At 62.4% G+C, this 16,708-nt stretch carries 19 protein-coding genes; 17 read left to right on the forward strand and 2 right to left on the reverse strand.

Annotation, left to right across the window (positions count from 1 at the left end; translation table 11 throughout):
* Window positions 1-46: 46 nt before the first annotated feature.
* Entirely contained in the window at window positions 47-1,600 is a 1,554-nt protein-coding gene (locus tag ACSQ36_RS39420) for a methyl-accepting chemotaxis protein (RefSeq protein ID WP_213762764.1), read from the reverse strand.
* A gap of 144 nt (window positions 1,601-1,744) precedes the next feature.
* Window positions 1,745-3,049: an MFS family transporter gene (locus tag ACSQ36_RS39425; protein ID WP_213762763.1), complete on the reverse strand. Its 1,305-nt coding sequence runs from the start codon at window positions 3,047-3,049 to the stop codon at window positions 1,745-1,747.
* Between the two features lie 280 nt (window positions 3,050-3,329).
* Here ACSQ36_RS39425 and ACSQ36_RS39430 point away from each other — a divergent pair, with 280 nt between their 5' ends.
* The 17 genes from ACSQ36_RS39430 to ACSQ36_RS39510 all read left to right on the forward strand — a co-directional run bounded on the left by ACSQ36_RS39430 (window position 3,330) and on the right by ACSQ36_RS39510 (window position 16,679).
* Window positions 3,330-3,635 carry a flagellar hook-basal body complex protein FliE gene (locus ACSQ36_RS39430; RefSeq protein WP_436186294.1) on the forward strand — a complete coding sequence of 102 codons (306 nt, stop codon included), beginning with the start codon at window positions 3,330-3,332 and terminating at the stop codon, window positions 3,633-3,635.
* Between the two features lie 13 nt (window positions 3,636-3,648).
* Window positions 3,649-5,289: a flagellar basal-body MS-ring/collar protein FliF gene (gene fliF, locus ACSQ36_RS39435; RefSeq protein WP_436186295.1), complete on the forward strand. Its 1,641-nt coding sequence runs from the start codon at window positions 3,649-3,651 to the stop codon at window positions 5,287-5,289.
* Window positions 5,273-6,304 carry a FliG C-terminal domain-containing protein gene (locus ACSQ36_RS39440; protein ID WP_213762761.1) on the forward strand — a complete coding sequence of 344 codons (1,032 nt, stop codon included), beginning with the start codon at window positions 5,273-5,275 and terminating at the stop codon, window positions 6,302-6,304. The genes fliF and ACSQ36_RS39440 overlap by 17 nt, the downstream gene beginning before the upstream one ends.
* Window positions 6,304-6,996, forward strand: coding sequence for a FliH/SctL family protein (locus ACSQ36_RS39445; RefSeq protein ID WP_436186296.1), 693 nt, complete (start codon window positions 6,304-6,306; stop codon window positions 6,994-6,996). Before ACSQ36_RS39440 ends, ACSQ36_RS39445 begins: the two co-directional genes overlap by 1 nt.
* Window positions 6,989-8,290, forward strand: a complete 1,302-nt coding sequence (fliI, locus tag ACSQ36_RS39450; protein WP_213762759.1) for a flagellar protein export ATPase FliI — start codon at window positions 6,989-6,991, stop codon at window positions 8,288-8,290. Before ACSQ36_RS39445 ends, fliI begins: the two co-directional genes overlap by 8 nt.
* Window positions 8,287-8,766: a flagellar export protein FliJ gene (locus ACSQ36_RS39455; RefSeq protein WP_436186297.1), complete on the forward strand. Its 480-nt coding sequence runs from the start codon at window positions 8,287-8,289 to the stop codon at window positions 8,764-8,766. Before fliI ends, ACSQ36_RS39455 begins: the two co-directional genes overlap by 4 nt.
* Window positions 8,763-10,124 (forward strand): flagellar filament capping protein FliD, encoded by a 1,362-nt coding sequence (fliD, locus tag ACSQ36_RS39460; protein ID WP_436186298.1) that lies wholly within the window; start codon window positions 8,763-8,765, stop codon window positions 10,122-10,124. Before ACSQ36_RS39455 ends, fliD begins: the two co-directional genes overlap by 4 nt.
* Before the next feature lie 2 nt (window positions 10,125-10,126).
* Window positions 10,127-10,513, forward strand: coding sequence for a flagellar export chaperone FliS (gene fliS, locus ACSQ36_RS39465; RefSeq protein ID WP_436186299.1), 387 nt, complete (start codon window positions 10,127-10,129; stop codon window positions 10,511-10,513).
* A gap of 5 nt (window positions 10,514-10,518) precedes the next feature.
* Complete coding sequence (locus ACSQ36_RS39470) at window positions 10,519-10,830, forward strand: hypothetical protein (RefSeq protein ID WP_436186300.1); 312 nt, start codon at window positions 10,519-10,521, stop codon at window positions 10,828-10,830.
* A complete protein-coding gene (locus tag ACSQ36_RS39475) occupies window positions 10,827-11,954 on the forward strand; it encodes a flagellar hook-length control protein FliK (protein WP_436186301.1) in 1,128 nt (375 codons plus the stop codon). The genes ACSQ36_RS39470 and ACSQ36_RS39475 overlap by 4 nt, the downstream gene beginning before the upstream one ends.
* 7 nt (window positions 11,955-11,961) lie before the next feature.
* Window positions 11,962-12,426, forward strand: a complete 465-nt coding sequence (locus tag ACSQ36_RS39480) for a flagellar basal body-associated FliL family protein (protein ID WP_436186302.1) — start codon at window positions 11,962-11,964, stop codon at window positions 12,424-12,426.
* A gap of 5 nt (window positions 12,427-12,431) precedes the next feature.
* Window positions 12,432-13,154 carry a FliA/WhiG family RNA polymerase sigma factor gene (locus ACSQ36_RS39485; RefSeq protein WP_436186303.1) on the forward strand — a complete coding sequence of 241 codons (723 nt, stop codon included), beginning with the start codon at window positions 12,432-12,434 and terminating at the stop codon, window positions 13,152-13,154.
* 26 nt (window positions 13,155-13,180) lie between these two features.
* Entirely contained in the window at window positions 13,181-14,053 is an 873-nt protein-coding gene (gene motA / locus ACSQ36_RS39490; protein WP_436186304.1) for a flagellar motor stator protein MotA, read from the forward strand.
* Complete coding sequence (locus ACSQ36_RS39495; RefSeq protein WP_436186305.1) at window positions 14,050-15,102, forward strand: flagellar motor protein MotB; 1,053 nt, start codon at window positions 14,050-14,052, stop codon at window positions 15,100-15,102. The genes motA and ACSQ36_RS39495 overlap by 4 nt, the downstream gene beginning before the upstream one ends.
* An 80-nt stretch (window positions 15,103-15,182) precedes the next feature.
* Window positions 15,183-15,461, forward strand: a complete 279-nt coding sequence (locus ACSQ36_RS39500) for a hypothetical protein (RefSeq protein ID WP_436186306.1) — start codon at window positions 15,183-15,185, stop codon at window positions 15,459-15,461.
* A complete protein-coding gene (gene flgN / locus ACSQ36_RS39505; RefSeq protein ID WP_213762748.1) occupies window positions 15,458-15,883 on the forward strand; it encodes a flagellar export chaperone FlgN in 426 nt (141 codons plus the stop codon). The genes ACSQ36_RS39500 and flgN overlap by 4 nt, the downstream gene beginning before the upstream one ends.
* The gene (locus tag ACSQ36_RS39510) at window positions 15,870-16,679 is read left to right on the forward strand and encodes a glucosaminidase domain-containing protein (protein ID WP_436186307.1); all 810 of its coding nucleotides are present in this window, start codon (window positions 15,870-15,872) and stop codon (window positions 16,677-16,679) included. The genes flgN and ACSQ36_RS39510 overlap by 14 nt, the downstream gene beginning before the upstream one ends.
* The last annotated feature ends 29 nt before the right edge of the window (window positions 16,680-16,708 follow it).

A 16,708-nucleotide genomic window follows, 5' to 3' on the forward strand; every position in this document is an offset into this window, starting at 1 on the left:
GCAGGATCGCAACCCATCTCCGCGCGTCCAGAGCGGAGTTCTACGCTCACCGGGCCAGTTGGAACGCAGCAACCGACTCCGCCAGTTCCTGAGCCCGTCCCTCGAGCGAATGCGTGGCGGCAGCGGCCTGCTCGACCAGCGCCGCGTTTTGTTGCGTGACCTGATCCATCTGCGATATCGCCGTGCTGACCTGCTCGATGCCCACCGTCTGTTCGGCGGATGCAGAAGCAATCTCGCCCATGATGTCGGTGACCCGCTTCACCGACTTGACGACATCTTCCATTGTCTTGCCGGTGCGGTCGACCTGCGCGCTGCCGGTCGAGATGCGCTCGGATGCGCCTTCAATCAGTTGCTTGATTTCCTTCGCGGCGGAAGCGCTGCGTTGCGCAAGGCTGCGGACCTCGCTCGCAACGACGGCAAAACCCCGGCCCTCTTCGCCGGCACGCGCGGCTTCAACAGCGGCGTTGAGCGCGAGGATGTTCGTCTGGAAGGCAATGCCCTCGATGACGCTGATGATATTCACAATCTCGGAAGAACTATCCGCGATGGTCTGCATCGTCTCGATGACCTGCCTGACAGCAACGCCGCCCTCGTGTGCCGTGTTCGATGCCTGAGCTGCGAGCGTGCTTGCCTGCAGTGCGCTCTCGGTGTTTTGTCGAACGGTCGCGGTCAATTGCTCCATGCTGGCGGCTGTTTCTTCAAGCGATGCAGCCTGCTCCTCTGTTCGTGACGAAAGGTCGCTATTGCCGGCGGAAAGCTCACGCACGCCGGTCACGATTGAGTCTGTCCCACCGCGAACGCCCTTGACGATACCGGTCAGGCTTTTCTGCATATTGCCCAGCGCCAGGAATAGCGCGCCGATCTCGTTGCGCGACGGCGCAGGCAAGGGCGCAGCCAGATCTCCTCCTGCGACACGGCCAACCGCCGACACTGCATCCTGAAGGGGGCGAACGACGACGCGGACAAGTGCCCAATAGACCAGCCCAATCAAGATTCCCGCGAGGGCGACAAGGCTGCCCGTGATCATGAGCATTTGCCGTTCGCTGCGTTTTCGTTCCTCCTTCAATTCGGACAGAGCCTCGTCCTGCACCTTGAAGAACTCGTCGGCTGCCTTGCCAAACGCAACGCTTGTGGAGGTCATGGGTCCCTCGTTCAACGTCACGTAACGCTCAACTTCACCGGCCTTGACGGCCACAAAAACGTCATCAAAAACACTGGTATGCGCCTTGAACGTCTGCTCGAGAACCTGGGCTGCTGCCCGTTCGGCGTCGGTCTCTTTCGGAATAGCAGAAAAGGAGTCGAAGGATTTTCGCGCTGTGGCGTAGAAGCCGGTGGCAGCGGTAGTGGCGCCTTCTCTGCCTTCCGAGCCGGCGGTAATGGCGATATACGCTCGCGCAAGTGCGCTGCGCGCCTTCAGGTTATTGAGGTAGGTGTCCTTGAGATAGATGGTTGCCTGATCGACCGTGATCATCCTGTCGGAGATGTCGACGTGTCGTTGCAGCGACTTTACCGCCACGAGACCAATGCAGAGAATGAGGGCGCCGAAGAGTACGAGGATGGCGACCAGGCCGCGGCGGATGGGGATGTCTTTGAAAGTCATGGCGAAGCCTGAGAGTTAAGAGGACGTCGTATCGACAATCTGTTAACGACAGGTTTTTGTAAGACTTAAGGACACTTTACGAACACTGCGCGGCAGCGGGTTTCGCCGCCGCGCAGCACTCCATTCACACGTCTGCCAATTGCCTCAAGGCTCGTGACGCAAATAGCCTTCTTTCGAGGAATCGCGCATGCTGAACGACACCAGCAGGGAGATCGCGCAAAGCGCCGTGACGTACCAGTAGAACAGCGACTCATTGCCGGCCTGCTTCATCCACAGCGCGACGTATTCCGCTGTCCCGCCGAAAGCCGCATTGCCGACTGCATAGGACAGCCCCACGCCGAGCGCGCGCACTTCAGGCGGGAACATTTCGGCCTTGATGAGCCCGCTGATAGACGTATAAAAGCTGACGATAGCCAGCGCGATCGTCACCAGTACGAACGCCATGAAGGGACTCGTGACATCCTTGAGCGTGTGCAGCAGGGGCACGGTCCCAATGGTCGCAAAGAACCCGAACAGCAGCATCGACTTGCGTCGGCCAATCTTGTCGGAGAGCGCGCCGAACAGCGGTTGCATGCACATGTACACGAACAGGGCGCCGGTCATGACACTGCTCGCGGTCTTCGCATGCATGCCCGCAGTGTTCACCAGGTACTTCTGCATGTAGGTGGTGAACGTGTAGAAAATCAGCGAGCCGCCCGCGGTAAAACCCACCACGGTCAGAAACGCTTTCCGGTGTTTCCACAGTCCGCGCAGCGTGCCTGCTTCCTTCTGCCGGCGGCTTTCGGCCGTTGTCGTTTCGTCGAGCGACTTGCGCAAATACAGCGCGATGAGTGCCGCGGCGGCGCCGACAACAAACGGAATGCGCCAACCCCACGCCTTCAGTTCTTCAACCGACAGTGTCTGCTGCAGGATGATGAGCACGAGCAGCGCGCAGAGTTGTCCGCCGATGAGCGTGACGTACTGGAACGACGCGTAAAACCCGCGCCTGCCCTTGACGGCGACTTCACTCATGTAGGTCGCACTGGTTCCGTATTCACCGCCAACCGACAGCCCCTGGAAGAGCCGTGCGACGAGCAGCAATGCCGGCGCAGCGGCGCCAATCTGCGCGTACGTGGGGAGTACGGCAATCACAAGCGAGCCGCCGCACATCATGAGGACGGAGACCAGCATCGAGGTTTTACGCCCGTGCTTGTCAGCGAGCCGGCCGAAGAACCATCCGCCGATGGGCCTCATCAGAAACCCGGCCGCGAAGACGCCGGCGGTGTTCAGCAACTGGGTGGTCGAGTCGCCGCTGGGGAAGAACGCGGGTGCGAAATACAGCGCACAAAACGAGTACACGTAGAAGTCGAACCACTCGACGAGGTTGCCCGAAGAGGCTCCCACGATGGCGAATATGCGTCTGCGAGTGTCTTGCTTGGACACCGCTTGGGCGTCAGTTAGGTCCGTCATTTTCTATCTGTCCTTTCAGGCCTTTGTTCATTGATATCGAATAGTCGAATCGCTGCGTTGCTTGCGCGCCGAACAATGCAGAACCCGGCTGACGCCGGTGTGCCGATCGGGCGGCGACATCATAGCGTCCCGGCGTTAAATATGTAATCTTCGTAATATTTACTCGGACATCTGTTTGTCACAAAGGGCCCGCTTTTAAGCTTCCTTTGAGGTTTATCGCGGGTGGGCGCGGTGACCTACAGAATTCGCTCGTGCATCAGATTCAACTTCGGGAGCCCACATGAAGATTGACCTTTCCATCCCGAGCATTGACGCCGTCGACACGAAGCCGAGCGACGCTGCAGGGAACGACCTGACGGGAACAGAGGCGGGGTTCGCCCACACGATGAAGAGCGCGTTCGAACACGCGGATGGCCAGCAACACGCGGCTCAACAACAAGCGGCTGCCGTCGACAGCGGGCAGAGCGATGACCTGATCGGCGCCATGCTGGCCAGTCAGCAGGCCAGCCTGTCGTTCTCGATGTTGATCCAGGTTCGCAACAAGCTGATGGGAGCGTTCGACGATGTCATCAAGATGCCAATCTGACGAGACCTGATCTGTGCTCGACACCATCAAGTCCCGTGCTACCGGGCTTTTCTCGAAGGGAAGACTCGCACTGCCTGCTTCCACGTCTGTCACGAAGCTGCTGCCCCTCGTCCTGCTGACGATCGGGTTGACTGCGCTCGCGATGATGTTCCTGCAGTACCAGGACTCCCGTTACAAGCCGTTGTTCGGTGCGCGCGAAACGGTCCCGGCTGCTGACATGATGTCGGTCCTCGACGAGGAGAAGATTGCGTATCGCATCCATCCGAACAGCGGCCAGGTGCTGGTGCCCGAAGACATGCTGGGGCGAGTGCGCATGCTGCTCGCGGCCAAAGGCGTGATAGCCAGGCTGCCTGCCGGCCTTGAGCAGGCCGACAAAAGCGATCCTCTCGGCGTGAACCAGTTCGTGCAGGACATTCGGTTCCGGCGGGGGCTTGAGGGCGAGCTTACGCAAAGCATCGTGACGCTGGAACCGGTGGAGTCGGCGCGCGTCCACCTGTCCATCGCGAAATCGTCATCGTTCATTCTCGGCGACGGCGACAAGAGTTCAGCGTCGGTCGTGCTGAGACTCAAACCGGGCCGTAAGCTTTCGGCCGAGCAGGTCTCGGCCATCGTAGCTATGGTCGCCGGCAGTGTCGCCAATCTCGACCCGGCGCGCGTGGCGGTGGTGGATCAGGCAGGGCATTACCTGTCGGCATCGGATCAGGGCGGCGGCTCGCCAGCGGAGCAGGAAGTCGGCGCACGCATGCGCGACGACGCGTTGCGCAACATCCAGACGCTTTTGGCGCCAGCCTTGGGCGATGGAAATTTCAGGGCAAGCGTTGCGGTCGAACTCAATCGCGATCGCGTCGAAGAAACCCGCGAGCAATATGGCGAAGCGCCCAAGGTGACGCAGGAAGCGACGCGTAAGGAGGACGACGTTGGAGCGCCGGCACTGGGTGTGCCGGGATCGCTGTCGAACCGTCCGGCCGTGGCAAGGCCGGCAAGCGACGCCGGTGAAGGGCCACGCTCGCAGAGAAACGCGACCACGCGTCAATACGCGTACGACCGCAGCGTCGTGCAGACCAGGCGTGCGCCGACGGTCATAAAGCGCATGAGCGTGGCTGTCGTGTTGAACGATGCCGTTGCGCCGGCAGGCGGTAAAACGTGGACCCGCGACCAGCTTGCCAACATCGAAAGCATTTTGCGCAACGGGCTCGGTATTGATAGCGAGCGAGGTGATCAGCTTCTGGTCTCCGGGTTGAGTTTCCAGCCCGCACCGCCTGTTGAGGAGGTGCCGTGGTGGCGCGAACGCGACAACCTCGTGACGATCGGATCGTATGCCGGCTATGCGTTGCTTGCCCTGTTGGCCTTCCTGCTGGTTCTGCGTCCGCTGATCAGGATTTTGCGGCAGTGGGTCGCCAAGCAACAGGATCCGCCGCGCCGGGCTGCAGACGAGGCGATGGTGCCTGCGCTGCCCGCACCGGACGACGTGACGGCGATGGCCGGCACACGTTCTTCCGTGGCACTGCCGCTACTCACCGAAATCAAGCTGCCACCCATAGGTTCAGACGTCGACGTACTCGTCGAGCACCTGAGAGCCATGGTTGGCCAGGACCCGGAACGGGTCGCCGAAGTCATCAAACCCTGGATACGCAAAGATGGACAATCCGATTAGCACGGGCGTGAGCGCGTCACTGCGCTCGCCGGAGATGACGTCCGTCGAACGAGCGGCGATCGTACTGTTGAGCATGGGCGAGGAGCCGGCGGCGGCCGTGTTGCGCTGTCTGTCGCGCGACGAATTGCTCGACGTCACGCGGGTCATGTCACGCATGACCGGTGTCAAGGCGGACGCGGTGCAGGACACGATCCAGACGTTCTTCGATGCCTACCGCGCGCAAAGCAGCGTGCGAGGCGCCTCGCGCTCGTTCCTGCAGCACTCGCTTGAAAAGGCGCTTGGTGGCGTGATTGCCGGCAGTGTTCTTAACAGCATCTATGGCGATGCAATCGGCCCACGGATGGCCCGCTTGCAATGGGCGCAACCGCAGTGGCTCGCCGAGCGTATCTCGCATGAGCATGTCCAGATGCAAGCCATCTTTCTCGCGTTCCTGCCGCCTGAACAATCGAGCCAGGTGATTCAGGCACTGCCCGACGAGCGCCGGGAACTGGTGTTGCTGCAGATCGCGCGCCTGAAGGAAATCGACTATGAACTGCTGCGCGATCTCGAAGTCGTGGTTGATCTGTGCATCGCGAATCTCGGCATTCAAAGCACGACTGTCGAAGGTGTGAGGCAAGCCGCTGACATCATGACCCGGATGCCGGGAGATCGCGCTCGCATGGTCGAACTGTTGCGCGCGCGCGATCCAGACGTCGTGTCCGAAGTCGAAAACCATATGTACGACTTCTCGATTCTTGCGCAGCAAAGCGACACGGCGATTGCCACGATCATGGAGCAGGTGCCGCTTGAGCAATGGGGGCTTGCGCTCAAGGGCGCAGACGCCAGGCTGGTTGAGACGCTGTTGCGGTCGATGCCGCGGCGCCAGGTGCAGGCCTTCGAAGACATGCGGCGCCGCGTCAGCCCAACGCCGGTGAGCCGCGTCGAGCAGGCCCGGCGCGAGATCATGGAGCAGGTGCGCGAACTGGCTGACGCCGGCGAGATCGAGTTGCAACTCGTCGCCGAGGACGTGATGTGATGAAGCAGTACCGCCGTTATGTCTTCCCTTCGCTCGCACACCGCCTGGGTACTCACGACCCTGCGGACACCGCTGCGGCCGTGCTGCCGTTGTTCGACAGCGCTCCGTCGGAGGCAGTGTTGCAGATAGCGCGCGAAGAGGGTTTTCGCGAGGGCCAGGCGGCGGGCTATGCCGAGAGCAAGGAAGCGGTACGGCTTGAAGCGAAGCGTGCGCTCGATGCACTGACCGAGCCGCTTGACGCGATGATCTCGGGTTTTGATTCGCTGCAGGAAGCTTACCGCAGCGAAATGCGTGACGAGATTGCGGGGCTGGTTGAAAAGGTCGCGCGGCAAGTGATTCGTAACGAGCTGGTGCATCGGCCCGAATTGTTGCTCGAGTTCGTCAGCGAAGCCCTGGCCGAGATGCCTAAAGTACCCGCCGTACCCGCGAACGTGGAGGTTCGCCTGAATCCCGGTGAGTATCAGCGCATTCTGGCTGTCGCGCCCGAGCGGGCCGCCGTTTGGCGCCTGACGCCCGATGCCCGCCTCGAACCTGGTGAATGCCGCGTGAAGGCGGGGGACCGCGAAATGGATGCGGGTTGTAGCCAGCGCCTTGCGTTGTGTATCGAACGGATCAGTGCGCATCTCCAGTCGTCAGCGCCTCCGCGAGACATAACACCGCATCCGAACGGCGAGGCTGTCGACAATGCGTAACGCCGCCATCGACCTCGATCTCGATGTTCCGGTCGCGAGACCTATCGGCCGCCTGAGCGGTGTGTCGGGGATGTTGCTGGAAGCCACCGGCTATGCATTCGAAACCGGCCAGCGCACGCGTATCGAAACCACCTCGGGGGACTGGCTCAATGCACGCGTCGTGGGCTTTCGCGGGGACGTGTCGTACCTGATGCCGCTGCGCAAGCAGACCGGGCTGACCTCGGGTGCGCGCGTGATAGCCGAAGCCGACGAAAAGCCCATCCTGATCGGCCCGGCCTGGCGCGGCCGCATTATCGATGGCCTCGGCGAACCGATCGATGGACGCGGGCCGCTTGCCGGCGAAGTGCCGCTTGAACTGCGCCCTCCACGCGTCAATCCGATGAAACGCCAGCCTGTGCGCGGCATTCTCGACGTGGGGGTGCGCGCCATCAACGGTGCGCTCACCCTGGGCCGGGGCCAGCGCGTCGGCTTGTTCGCCGGCAGCGGCGTCGGAAAGAGCGTGCTGCTCGGCATGATCACCCGGCAGACGGAGGCCAGCGTGGTGGTCGTGGGGTTGATCGGCGAGCGTGGCCGTGAGGTGCGCGAATTTATCGATCATGCGCTTGGTCCCGATGGGCTGAAGAAAGCGATTGTCGTCGTCGCGCCCGCCGACGAGTCCCCGTTGATGCGGCTGATGGCCACTGAACTTTGTCACTCGATCGCGGCGCATTTTCGTGACGCTGGAGAGAACGTATTGCTGCTGGTCGATTCGCTGACGCGCTATGCCATGGCACAGCGCGAAGTAGCGCTGGCGCTCGGCGAACCGCCCGCGACACGCGGCTATCCGCCATCCGTATTTGGCTTGTTGCCACAACTTGTCGAAGGCGCCGGCAACGGTGAGGGCAGCGGCAGCATGAGCGCGATTTACACGGTACTCGCGGAGGGTGACGACGAGCAGGACCCGGTCGTCGATACGGCGCGGGCGATTCTCGACGGCCACATCATGCTCTCTCGCGCGCTTGCCGAGCAGGGTCATTACCCGGCGATCGATGTCGCGCGCTCCGTGAGCCGCTGCATGGCGCTGGTGGCCTCCGAGGCGCAGCTCGCCGCAGCGCGCACGCTCAAGGAGATGATCAACCGGCACGCGCAGGTCCGCGACCTGATTCCGCTCGGCGGCTACGTCGCGGGCGCCGATCCGCTGACGGATCGGGCCGTGCATCTCTATCCCCGGATCGAACAGTACTTGCAGCAGGGTGTCGGCGAGGAAGCATCGTTTGCCGACGCGATTTCACAACTCGAGGCGTTGCTCGCATGAACGGCGAACGGACCGTTGTGAGCCTGGCTCGCCTCGTCGAACTGCGCGCGCGGGAACGCGATCGCCTGAAGGTCGAGCAGGCGAGCAAGGAGGCGCTGCGCGAGCGCTATCGCAGGAGCCTGGAGCGCGTGCAGGACATGGTGACTGGCCTCGGCCAGAGCGGAATGGCGAACCTTGCGCTGTCCATCAATTGCGCCGATTTCAAATCGTCGCTGGTCGAGATGATTCACACGCACCTCAGCGATCTGACCCGGCATGAAGCTGACATGGAAGTGAGTCAACGCGCATTGATGAGGGCTTCGCTGAAACACGAGGCACTCGAGCGCACCCTGTGCAGCAAGCGTCATGCAATCCGGCTCGCTGATGAGAAGCGCGGCCAGAAGCGGCAGGATCAACTGGCGACGCAGGCCTGGTACCGGGCACGCCGCGAAGCCGACAGCATTTATTCGATTCGTTCAAACGAAGGGTCACCATGATCAATCCGAACACTCCTGTTGAAAACGCCCAGGCGCTCGCCGACATGCGTCTCGCTTCGGCGCGCAGCCTCATCAAGATGCAGAGGGCTGACGCGACCAGCGCGAGAGATGCATTGACCAAGTTGCAATCAGCACTCCAGAGCTTTCAGACCGCGCTGGGCAAGCTACCTTCTTCCGGCGCGGGCGTCGTCAAATACTCCGCCTCTTTATCCGATCCGGCGGTTGGTGGCGCGACAGTCGGCGCGAAGGCGCAGCCGGGCAGTTATACGTTCTTCGTCGAACAGATCGCATCGGCGCACCAGGTGTCGTTCAGCGGCCTGCGGCCGGTGGCCGCGGCCGGTGCCGGCACGCTGACGGTACAGCTTGGCGATGGAGCTGCGTTCGACGTCGACCTGTCCGCCGCCAACGTCGACACCGACGGCAACGTGACGCCCGCCGCACTGGCGCGTGCGATCAACCAGGCTGTTGGCAACGATGGCAAGGTGAGCGCGTCGGTCGTGAGCGTCAACGGCGAACAGCAACTGGTGATGACATCGGGGCAAACGGGTGAGGCAGGGCGAATCACGCTCGATACCACCCAGATAGGCGATGCGGATCTGAAAGGCGCCCTCGATCAGACGAGGGAGCTGAGTGCTGCGCGCGATGCGATTTTCTATCTGGGCGGCCGGGATCAGGGTACGCGCGTCGTGCAGGCAAACAATACGTTTACAGGCGTTGACGGTGTGAGCGTTACGTTTAAACAGGCAATGCGCGACGGTGATAACCCCATCGTGCTGACCGTGGTGATGGACAACGCCGCGACCGCGGACAACGTGCAGCAATTCGTCGATGCGTACAACACGCTGACCAAAGTGCTGGGCGATCTGACCGCAAGCGGTGGCAACGGCGCGACGGCCGGGCCGTTTTCAGGCGATGCCGGTATTCGCGCGCTGAAGCAGCAGTTGGACACGATGATGCGACAGAGTGTCGACGGCGCGAGCTTGCTCACCTACGGTGTAAGTGCCGATCGCAACGGCAGGCTGTCGGTTGACAAAACCAAGCTCGAAGCGATGCTCGCCAAGAATCCAGCAGGCCTGGAAGCGATGTTCAGCGGCTCCGACATGGCCTTGAGCGGGCGCATGGACAAGTACCTGAAAAGCTGGCTGTCCAGCACCGATGGCCAGATCAAAAAACGTCAGGACTCTGTTCAGTCCGTTCAGAAATCAATTGATAGCAGGAGTTCTTCGCTTGATATCAAGTACGGCCGGATCTACGAACAATATCTTGCGCAGTTCACCAGGGTTCAGAGCCTGAACACCCAGATGGAGCAGACGCTCGCGATGCTCGATGACCTGCCCGTGTTCAGTGGGAGGAAGTAATCATGGGTCTGACCGGCTACGCCAGCTACCACTCGGCCAGTCTCGACGCGCGCACCGCGAGTGCGTCGCCGGTGCAACTGGTCATCGTATTGATGGACGGATTGCTGGACGAAATGGCCCGCGCACGTTCGCACATGGAGAACAGGCGATACGAAGCAAAAGGCAAGAGCATAAACAAATGCATAGGTATCCTGACCGGTCTTAAAAGCGCGCTCGATTCCGAATCCGGCGGCGACGTCGTGACGAATCTCGCGCAGCTCTACGACTATTGCGCGTGGCGTCTGAATGAGGCCGGCTGCACACTGGAGCCGACGATGATCGATGAGGTCGTGGGTCTGGTGACCACCCTGCACGATGCCTGGCAAGGCGTCGAACAGCGCCACGGATAAGACACATGGACCGGACTGAACATCTGCTGGAACTCGCCGTACGTTTGAGAGAGGCCTCGCTGGAGCGCGACTGGACTGTGCTGACGACCCTCAATAGTGAACTCCGTGAGGTGGTGAGCGACTTGTCCGCAAAGCGGACCTTGAGCGAAACGGAGCGCGATGCACTCGCGCTCGTGAAGCCTACCCACCGCGCGGCGATGGCGGTTCTGAACGCCGAGCTGGAGCGCCTCGCAAGGCAGATGACCGGTCTCAGCGAACACCGCACCGGATGGGACGCCTACTTGCGCGACAGCGACGACGGGAGCACGCCTTTATGAGCATGCCTGACGTAATGAGCGCACTGATCGCGCGGACGGTATCCCATCCTGGCAGTGCGCGTCCGGTCACTGGCTACCCGGCACGCGGCGCAACCGGGCTGGGCAGCGGCACAGACCCGCAGGACGTCCTGTTCACGATGGACGGTAACGACCTTGGCGATGCGCCGGACGGAACCGGCGCGCTGTTTGCTGACATCGGCGCGATCGTTTCGGATGCGTCGCATGCGTCGCTGCACCTGATTGCGCAACCGTTGTTGCTGCTACCAGTGGCGCCCGCTGAGGCCTCTGCGACCGAGCCTGATATCGGCATGCCGCTTGTGAATGGGGCGGACCAAGTGATGCCCGCATCCCTCGTCCTGGACACGCCGGCCATGTCTCGGACAGTAGCCCCGCAGCCGCAGGCCGAACCCCTGCGTACGCCGTTCGCGACGGCCCTGACGCTGCGTATGGCACCTGCCGACAAGGCAATCGAGGCGCCTGAGATGGCGGGTCAGGGTGCAGCCGTCAGCGCTGCAGTGGTCCAGCAAGCGGCACGCGCGGCATTGGGCGCCACGGCGTTGCAGGAGCCGCGCCCAATGTCAGCCACTCGGGCACTGCAGCAACCGCCAGGGGGCGAGCTTGCGCTAGCGGCGATGTCGTCATCACCCACGCCATTCGAAAGCGACGCGCCGCTGAAGCCGTTGCAACCCGCTTCTGTCGAGCCGCAGCAGAAACTCGTGGCGCTGCTGGGCGAGCGCATCAGCCTGCATGCGGAGCAAGGCGTGCAGCGCGCGGTGATCCGGCTCGACCCATTGATGTCCGGCAACGTGCGGATTGAACTGCGTCATGAGGCGGGAGCCATCCAGATTTACCTGTCGGCCACGAACAGCGATGTCGTGCGGCAGTTACAGGCCATCACTGACGGTCTGCGCCAGGATCTGGCCAATCGCCAGTTCACCGACGTGGTGGTGCATGTCTCGGCCACGCGCGCGGGCGAACACGGCAGCGAAGGGCGTCAACAGCGTGACGGCCAGGACCCGCACGCGCAGCGAGAACACCGACCCGGACGCGGCCTGGCCCAGGGGGACCTCACCGACACGGCATTCGAACTTGCCGCTCATCATGCGACGCAACTGGGCCATTGATCTCTCCATGAAGAAACGATACCTCTTGTTAGTGGCGGCGTCAGTGCTGACCCTGTCTGCCGCCGGCGGCCTGATGCTGGCCCGCTCCCATGGCGTCTGGCCGTTCGCCGGCGAAACGCGCGAGAGCGAAAAAGAGAAGCGGCCGAATGCGGCCGATTATCGCTATGTGACGCTCGACAAGCTCATCGTCATGTTGCGCAACCCGGTGGGGGCAACGCGTTCGCGCTATCTGTCGATGGATCTGGTGTTCAGCGTGACGAGCTCCAGCAGCCAGAAGGAGATCCACGAGCAATTGCCGATGCTGCGCAGTGTGGCCTATCGGGCGCTGTCCAAATACACGGTGGAGGATGCCCGCCGCCTGACGGTCGATGATTACGCCGCCGTGCTGATGAGCGCCTACGCGACGGCTTATGGCTCGCCCGCGAACATACCGTTCTCCGACGTGCTGATCGGCAAGTTGATGCTCGAGTGACTGTCATGAACGTTCAGAACCGCACCGAATACGCCAGTGTGCAGCGGACCGCTCATGCCTCCGACGGCGCAGCCGAACAGCGCTGGATGTTCCAGTACGTGCCGCTCGTCAAGCGCGTGGTGCGCAACCTCAGTTCGCATGCGGGCGGCGCAATCGATCGCGAAGATCTCGAGCAGATTGGCCTGATTGGTCTGCTCGAGGCGCTGCGCCGATACGGCGAGCCCGATGACGAGTTCCGCCATTTCGCTCAGGTAAGGGTGCGTGGCGCGATTCTCGACGAACTGCGGCGCCAGGATTGGCGGCCACGCGGCGCGCGTCAAGGGGCGCATAGGTTGCGTGCCATGGAACGGACGTTGCGCCGCGAGCTGGGGCGCGAACCGACCCGGGCGGAAGTCTGCGCCGCGCTGGACATCGGAGAGCAGGAGTACGAACAACATGTGCAGGATGATGGCGCAGAAGCCTTCGCGAGCTTCGATGCGATGTTCGCGGAGATGGGCGAACGGCTCGACGAACAGCCGGGCCCGGAGGTGCAGGCTCTCAACCGCTGGAGCCTCACGCAGGCGCTGCTCGCACTGGACGCGCGTGAGCAACAAGTGATTCAGCTGTACTACGAATTCGATCTGGGTCACGCCGAGATCGCGGCAACGCTGGGTCTGACGGCCGCAAGGGTGTGTCAGATAAACAAGAGTGCGCTCAACAAGATGAAAGCGCATATGAATCAGGACTGACGCGTCTCGCGCAAAGGAAAACGACTGTGCAACAGATATTTGGCATTTTCGTGGTGCTGGCTTGCGTGCTAGGCGGCTTCATGTTCATGGGCGGGGATTTCTCCATGTTGTGGCAACCGACCGAGCTGGTGATCATCGTCGGTGCGGCAGTCGGTGCAATGGTGGTCGGCAACCCCCGCCACGTGCTGGTGGAACTGGGCAGCCAGATCCGGAAGGTGATGACGTCCGGGAAGGCGAAAACCCACAAGGAATTCCAGCGGCAACTGCTGCTGCTGATGTATGAATTGCTGCAGGTCGGCCGCGATCTGAAGGCGCTCGACGTGCACGTCGAAGCACCGCACGAAAGCGAGCTGTTTCAGCGCTACCCGCTGGTCGTCGCGTCTCCGAGGCTGCTGGCGTTCATCGTGGACAACTTTCGGCTGATGGCGATGGGCAGGATCAGCGCGCACGAACTCGAAGGCGTGCTGGAGCAGGAACTTGAATCCATTCACGACGATCTCGAACAGCCCTCGAAGTCGCTGCGCAAGATTTCCGACGCAATGCCCGGGTTCGGCATCGTGGTGGCTGTGCTTGGTGTCGTGATCGCGATGAGCATCGTGTCCGACGGCGCGACGGCCGGCGAGATCGCCGAGCGGGTCGCGGCGGCAATGGTGGGCACCTTCCTCGGCATATTCTTTTGTTACGGCGTGCTCGATCCGCTGAGTAACGTGATCAAGCAGGTCGTCAAGACCGAGATCTCCGAACTGGAGTGCGTGAAGGTCGTGCTGGTTTCATTTGCGGGCGGCAAGCCGCCGCTGCTGGCAATCGACAGCGGCCGCCGGCTCGTGCAGTTGGTCAGCAAGCCGAGCTTCGCCCAGCTCGAATCCTGGATCAACGAGCTCGACGGAGCGCGCACGTGAGCAGCGTCCCGGATCGGCCGGATCGGCCGGTGCTGGCGAGGCCGGCGCGGCACAAGGAAGAAACGATCGTCAAGCGGGTCTCGCAGCGCCAGCATGACGATGACCATGGCGGCACATGGAAGGTTGCGTTTGCCGACTTCTGTCTGGCGTTGATGTGCCTTTTTCTCGTGCTATGGGTACTCTCCACGAAGGAGCACGAGACCGCTAAAGGAAAAAGCGCCAGCTCGCGCGGCAGCGTCCTGGATTCGGGTTCAGGCAGCGTGGCTGACGGTAACGGCAGTCCGCAGGCGCCGATGAGCGTGCTCGAGCCGCATCAGCTCGCCGCGCAGGAGGAAGTGATCGCCGACGATGAACCAGATGCCGTGGCGAGCGAGAGCGGCACGCAAGAGGCTGAACCAACGCCGCGTGGTGAGAGCGAGGCCGAACTGCGCGCGGTCGCTGAGCGGCTGGAGAGGCTGGGTATCGAGGCGAATCTGCTGGGTAACCTGCGGATGGTGATGACGCCGGCAGGCTTGCGCGTGATGCTGCACGACACCGATAGCCAGGGACTCTTCGTACTGGGCAGCGCCGTACCCGACAGGAAATTCGATGCATTGCTGCAGCGGATCGGCGCGCTGCTGGCGAGGGTCGGCAACCCGGTTCTCATCGTGGGTCATACGGACGCCGTGCCGTATCGCGAACAGGGTTACGGGGCGCGCTCGAACTGGCATCTGTCGAGTGAGCGGGCCATGGCCGCGCGCGGCAGCCTGTTGCAAGGCGGTCTGGCCGCCGGCAACGTGCTGCAGGTGGTCGGCATGGCCGAGCGCGCACCCTTGAATCCGGACGATCCACGCGGGGCCGTCAATCGCCGGATCGAACTGCTGGTTTTGACGGCGCGGCGCGCGCGCATGATCGAGCAGATGTTCGGCATGCCGCAAACGGTTGTGCCGCTGATCGACGGTGTGGATGCGGTCTGGTCCGAGCAGACGCCGGAGAACGACGCGCTGCCGGAGAACGACGCGCTGCACGATCGGATGACGCAGGAAATTTCATCAGGGACGTTTAACTGAATGGCCTCGACGGCCGTCTTGTGGAATTGCCCAAGAGTATTTGTCCATTTTTATGCCGTCTGCAAGCGGAACATCTGACTATGCGAATTACAAACGGCGCGGGCTTACCCGCCATCAACGAAGCACCCGGCGCGCAGATCGCCGAAGGGCCGGCCATAGTGCCGCGCTCCGCATCTGCCGTTCGACCTGCCGGCGATGCCACGACGCTCAGGCTGAGTCACGCCGAGATGCAGAAGCTGCCCGACGTGGACAGCGAGCGGGTGGCCGACATCAAAGCGGCGTTGCTCGATAGAACGATCGTCTTCGATGCCAGCAGTCTCGCAGCACGAATCGCGCGGTATCACGGAGGTCCGCAATGAGTGTTTCGGCGGCGCTCACGCAGCTTCTTGACGACTTCAACGCGGACCTGCATACCTACCGGCGGCTCGCGCAGATGTTCGACGTCCAGTTCGCAGCGGCCTTGCGTCTCGACGCCGATGCATTGAAGCGGACGGCCGAACAGATCGCGCATGAGGTTGGATTGCTGGACGCGCGCCGGCGTGCTCGCAGCGGCGCCGGCCAGAAACCGCTGAGCATTGCTTACCAACAGACTGGACGGACTCCGGTCACGACGGCCGCTACCGCGCAGCGTGCAACGCTCGATGTGTGCCGGGAGGAATGGAAGGCAGCGGTCAAGCACTGCAAGGCACAGGCGGTTCGCAACGGCAATCTGCTGGCGTCCCAATTCGAAATGATGCAAAGACTGCTGCACGGCGAGAAACATACCTATGTTCCCGGCTGAATTCACGGGGAGCCGTCGTGGCGCCGGCTTTGACGACGTAGCGCTGCCGCTTCCAAAACCAGCGGCCGGCGGCGGTTTCGCGTCCGCCATCGGCGCGGCGCGGGCGGACATCGTCAATACCATCGAACAGGGATTTGGCTCGACGAGATCAGCGTCGCAATCGGGCTGGGCAGCAGCGCAACTGACGCAGCATCTTGCGGCGTTCAGCGACGCGCAAGTGATGGCGCGCACGAGCCCCGTGGCCGCCCCCTCGACGGCAACGCTCGATACAACCCGCCAGGCTTTTGTCGATGAGATCGCGCCTTGGGCGGAGCAGGCCGCCAAAGCGCTCGGCACTTCACCGAACGTGATCGCCGCACACGCCGCGCTCGAATCCGGCTGGGGCCAACGGCCGCTCAAGACGCCAGAGGGGACCACAACGCACAATCTGTTCGGCATCAAGGCGGGCGCCGGCTGGAAAGGCGCGACCGTCGATGCATCGACGACGGAATATCTGAACGGAGCCGATATGAAAATCACCGACCGCTTCCGTTCGTATCAGGATTACGGCAGCGCGTTTCGCGACTACACGCGGCTATTGCAGGACAACCCGCGCTACGAGGCCGCACTGAATGCCGGGGACGACGCGGGTGCGTTCGGCCGCGCGCTGTCTCGCGGCGGTTATGCGACGGATGCCGCCTACGCCGAAAAGCTCGCGGGTGTGGCGAACCAGATTCAGTCGATGAACCGTACACGGCCGCAACGAACGGCGCTCTACACGACGGGTGTCGTCTCGGGTAGCGGCGCGCTCCGTTGAGTGTGCGTCGATTGACAGCAAGCGGCTCG

Source organism: Caballeronia sp. LjRoot34 (assembly GCF_964253815.1).
Lineage (GTDB): Bacteria > Pseudomonadota > Gammaproteobacteria > Burkholderiales > Burkholderiaceae > Caballeronia.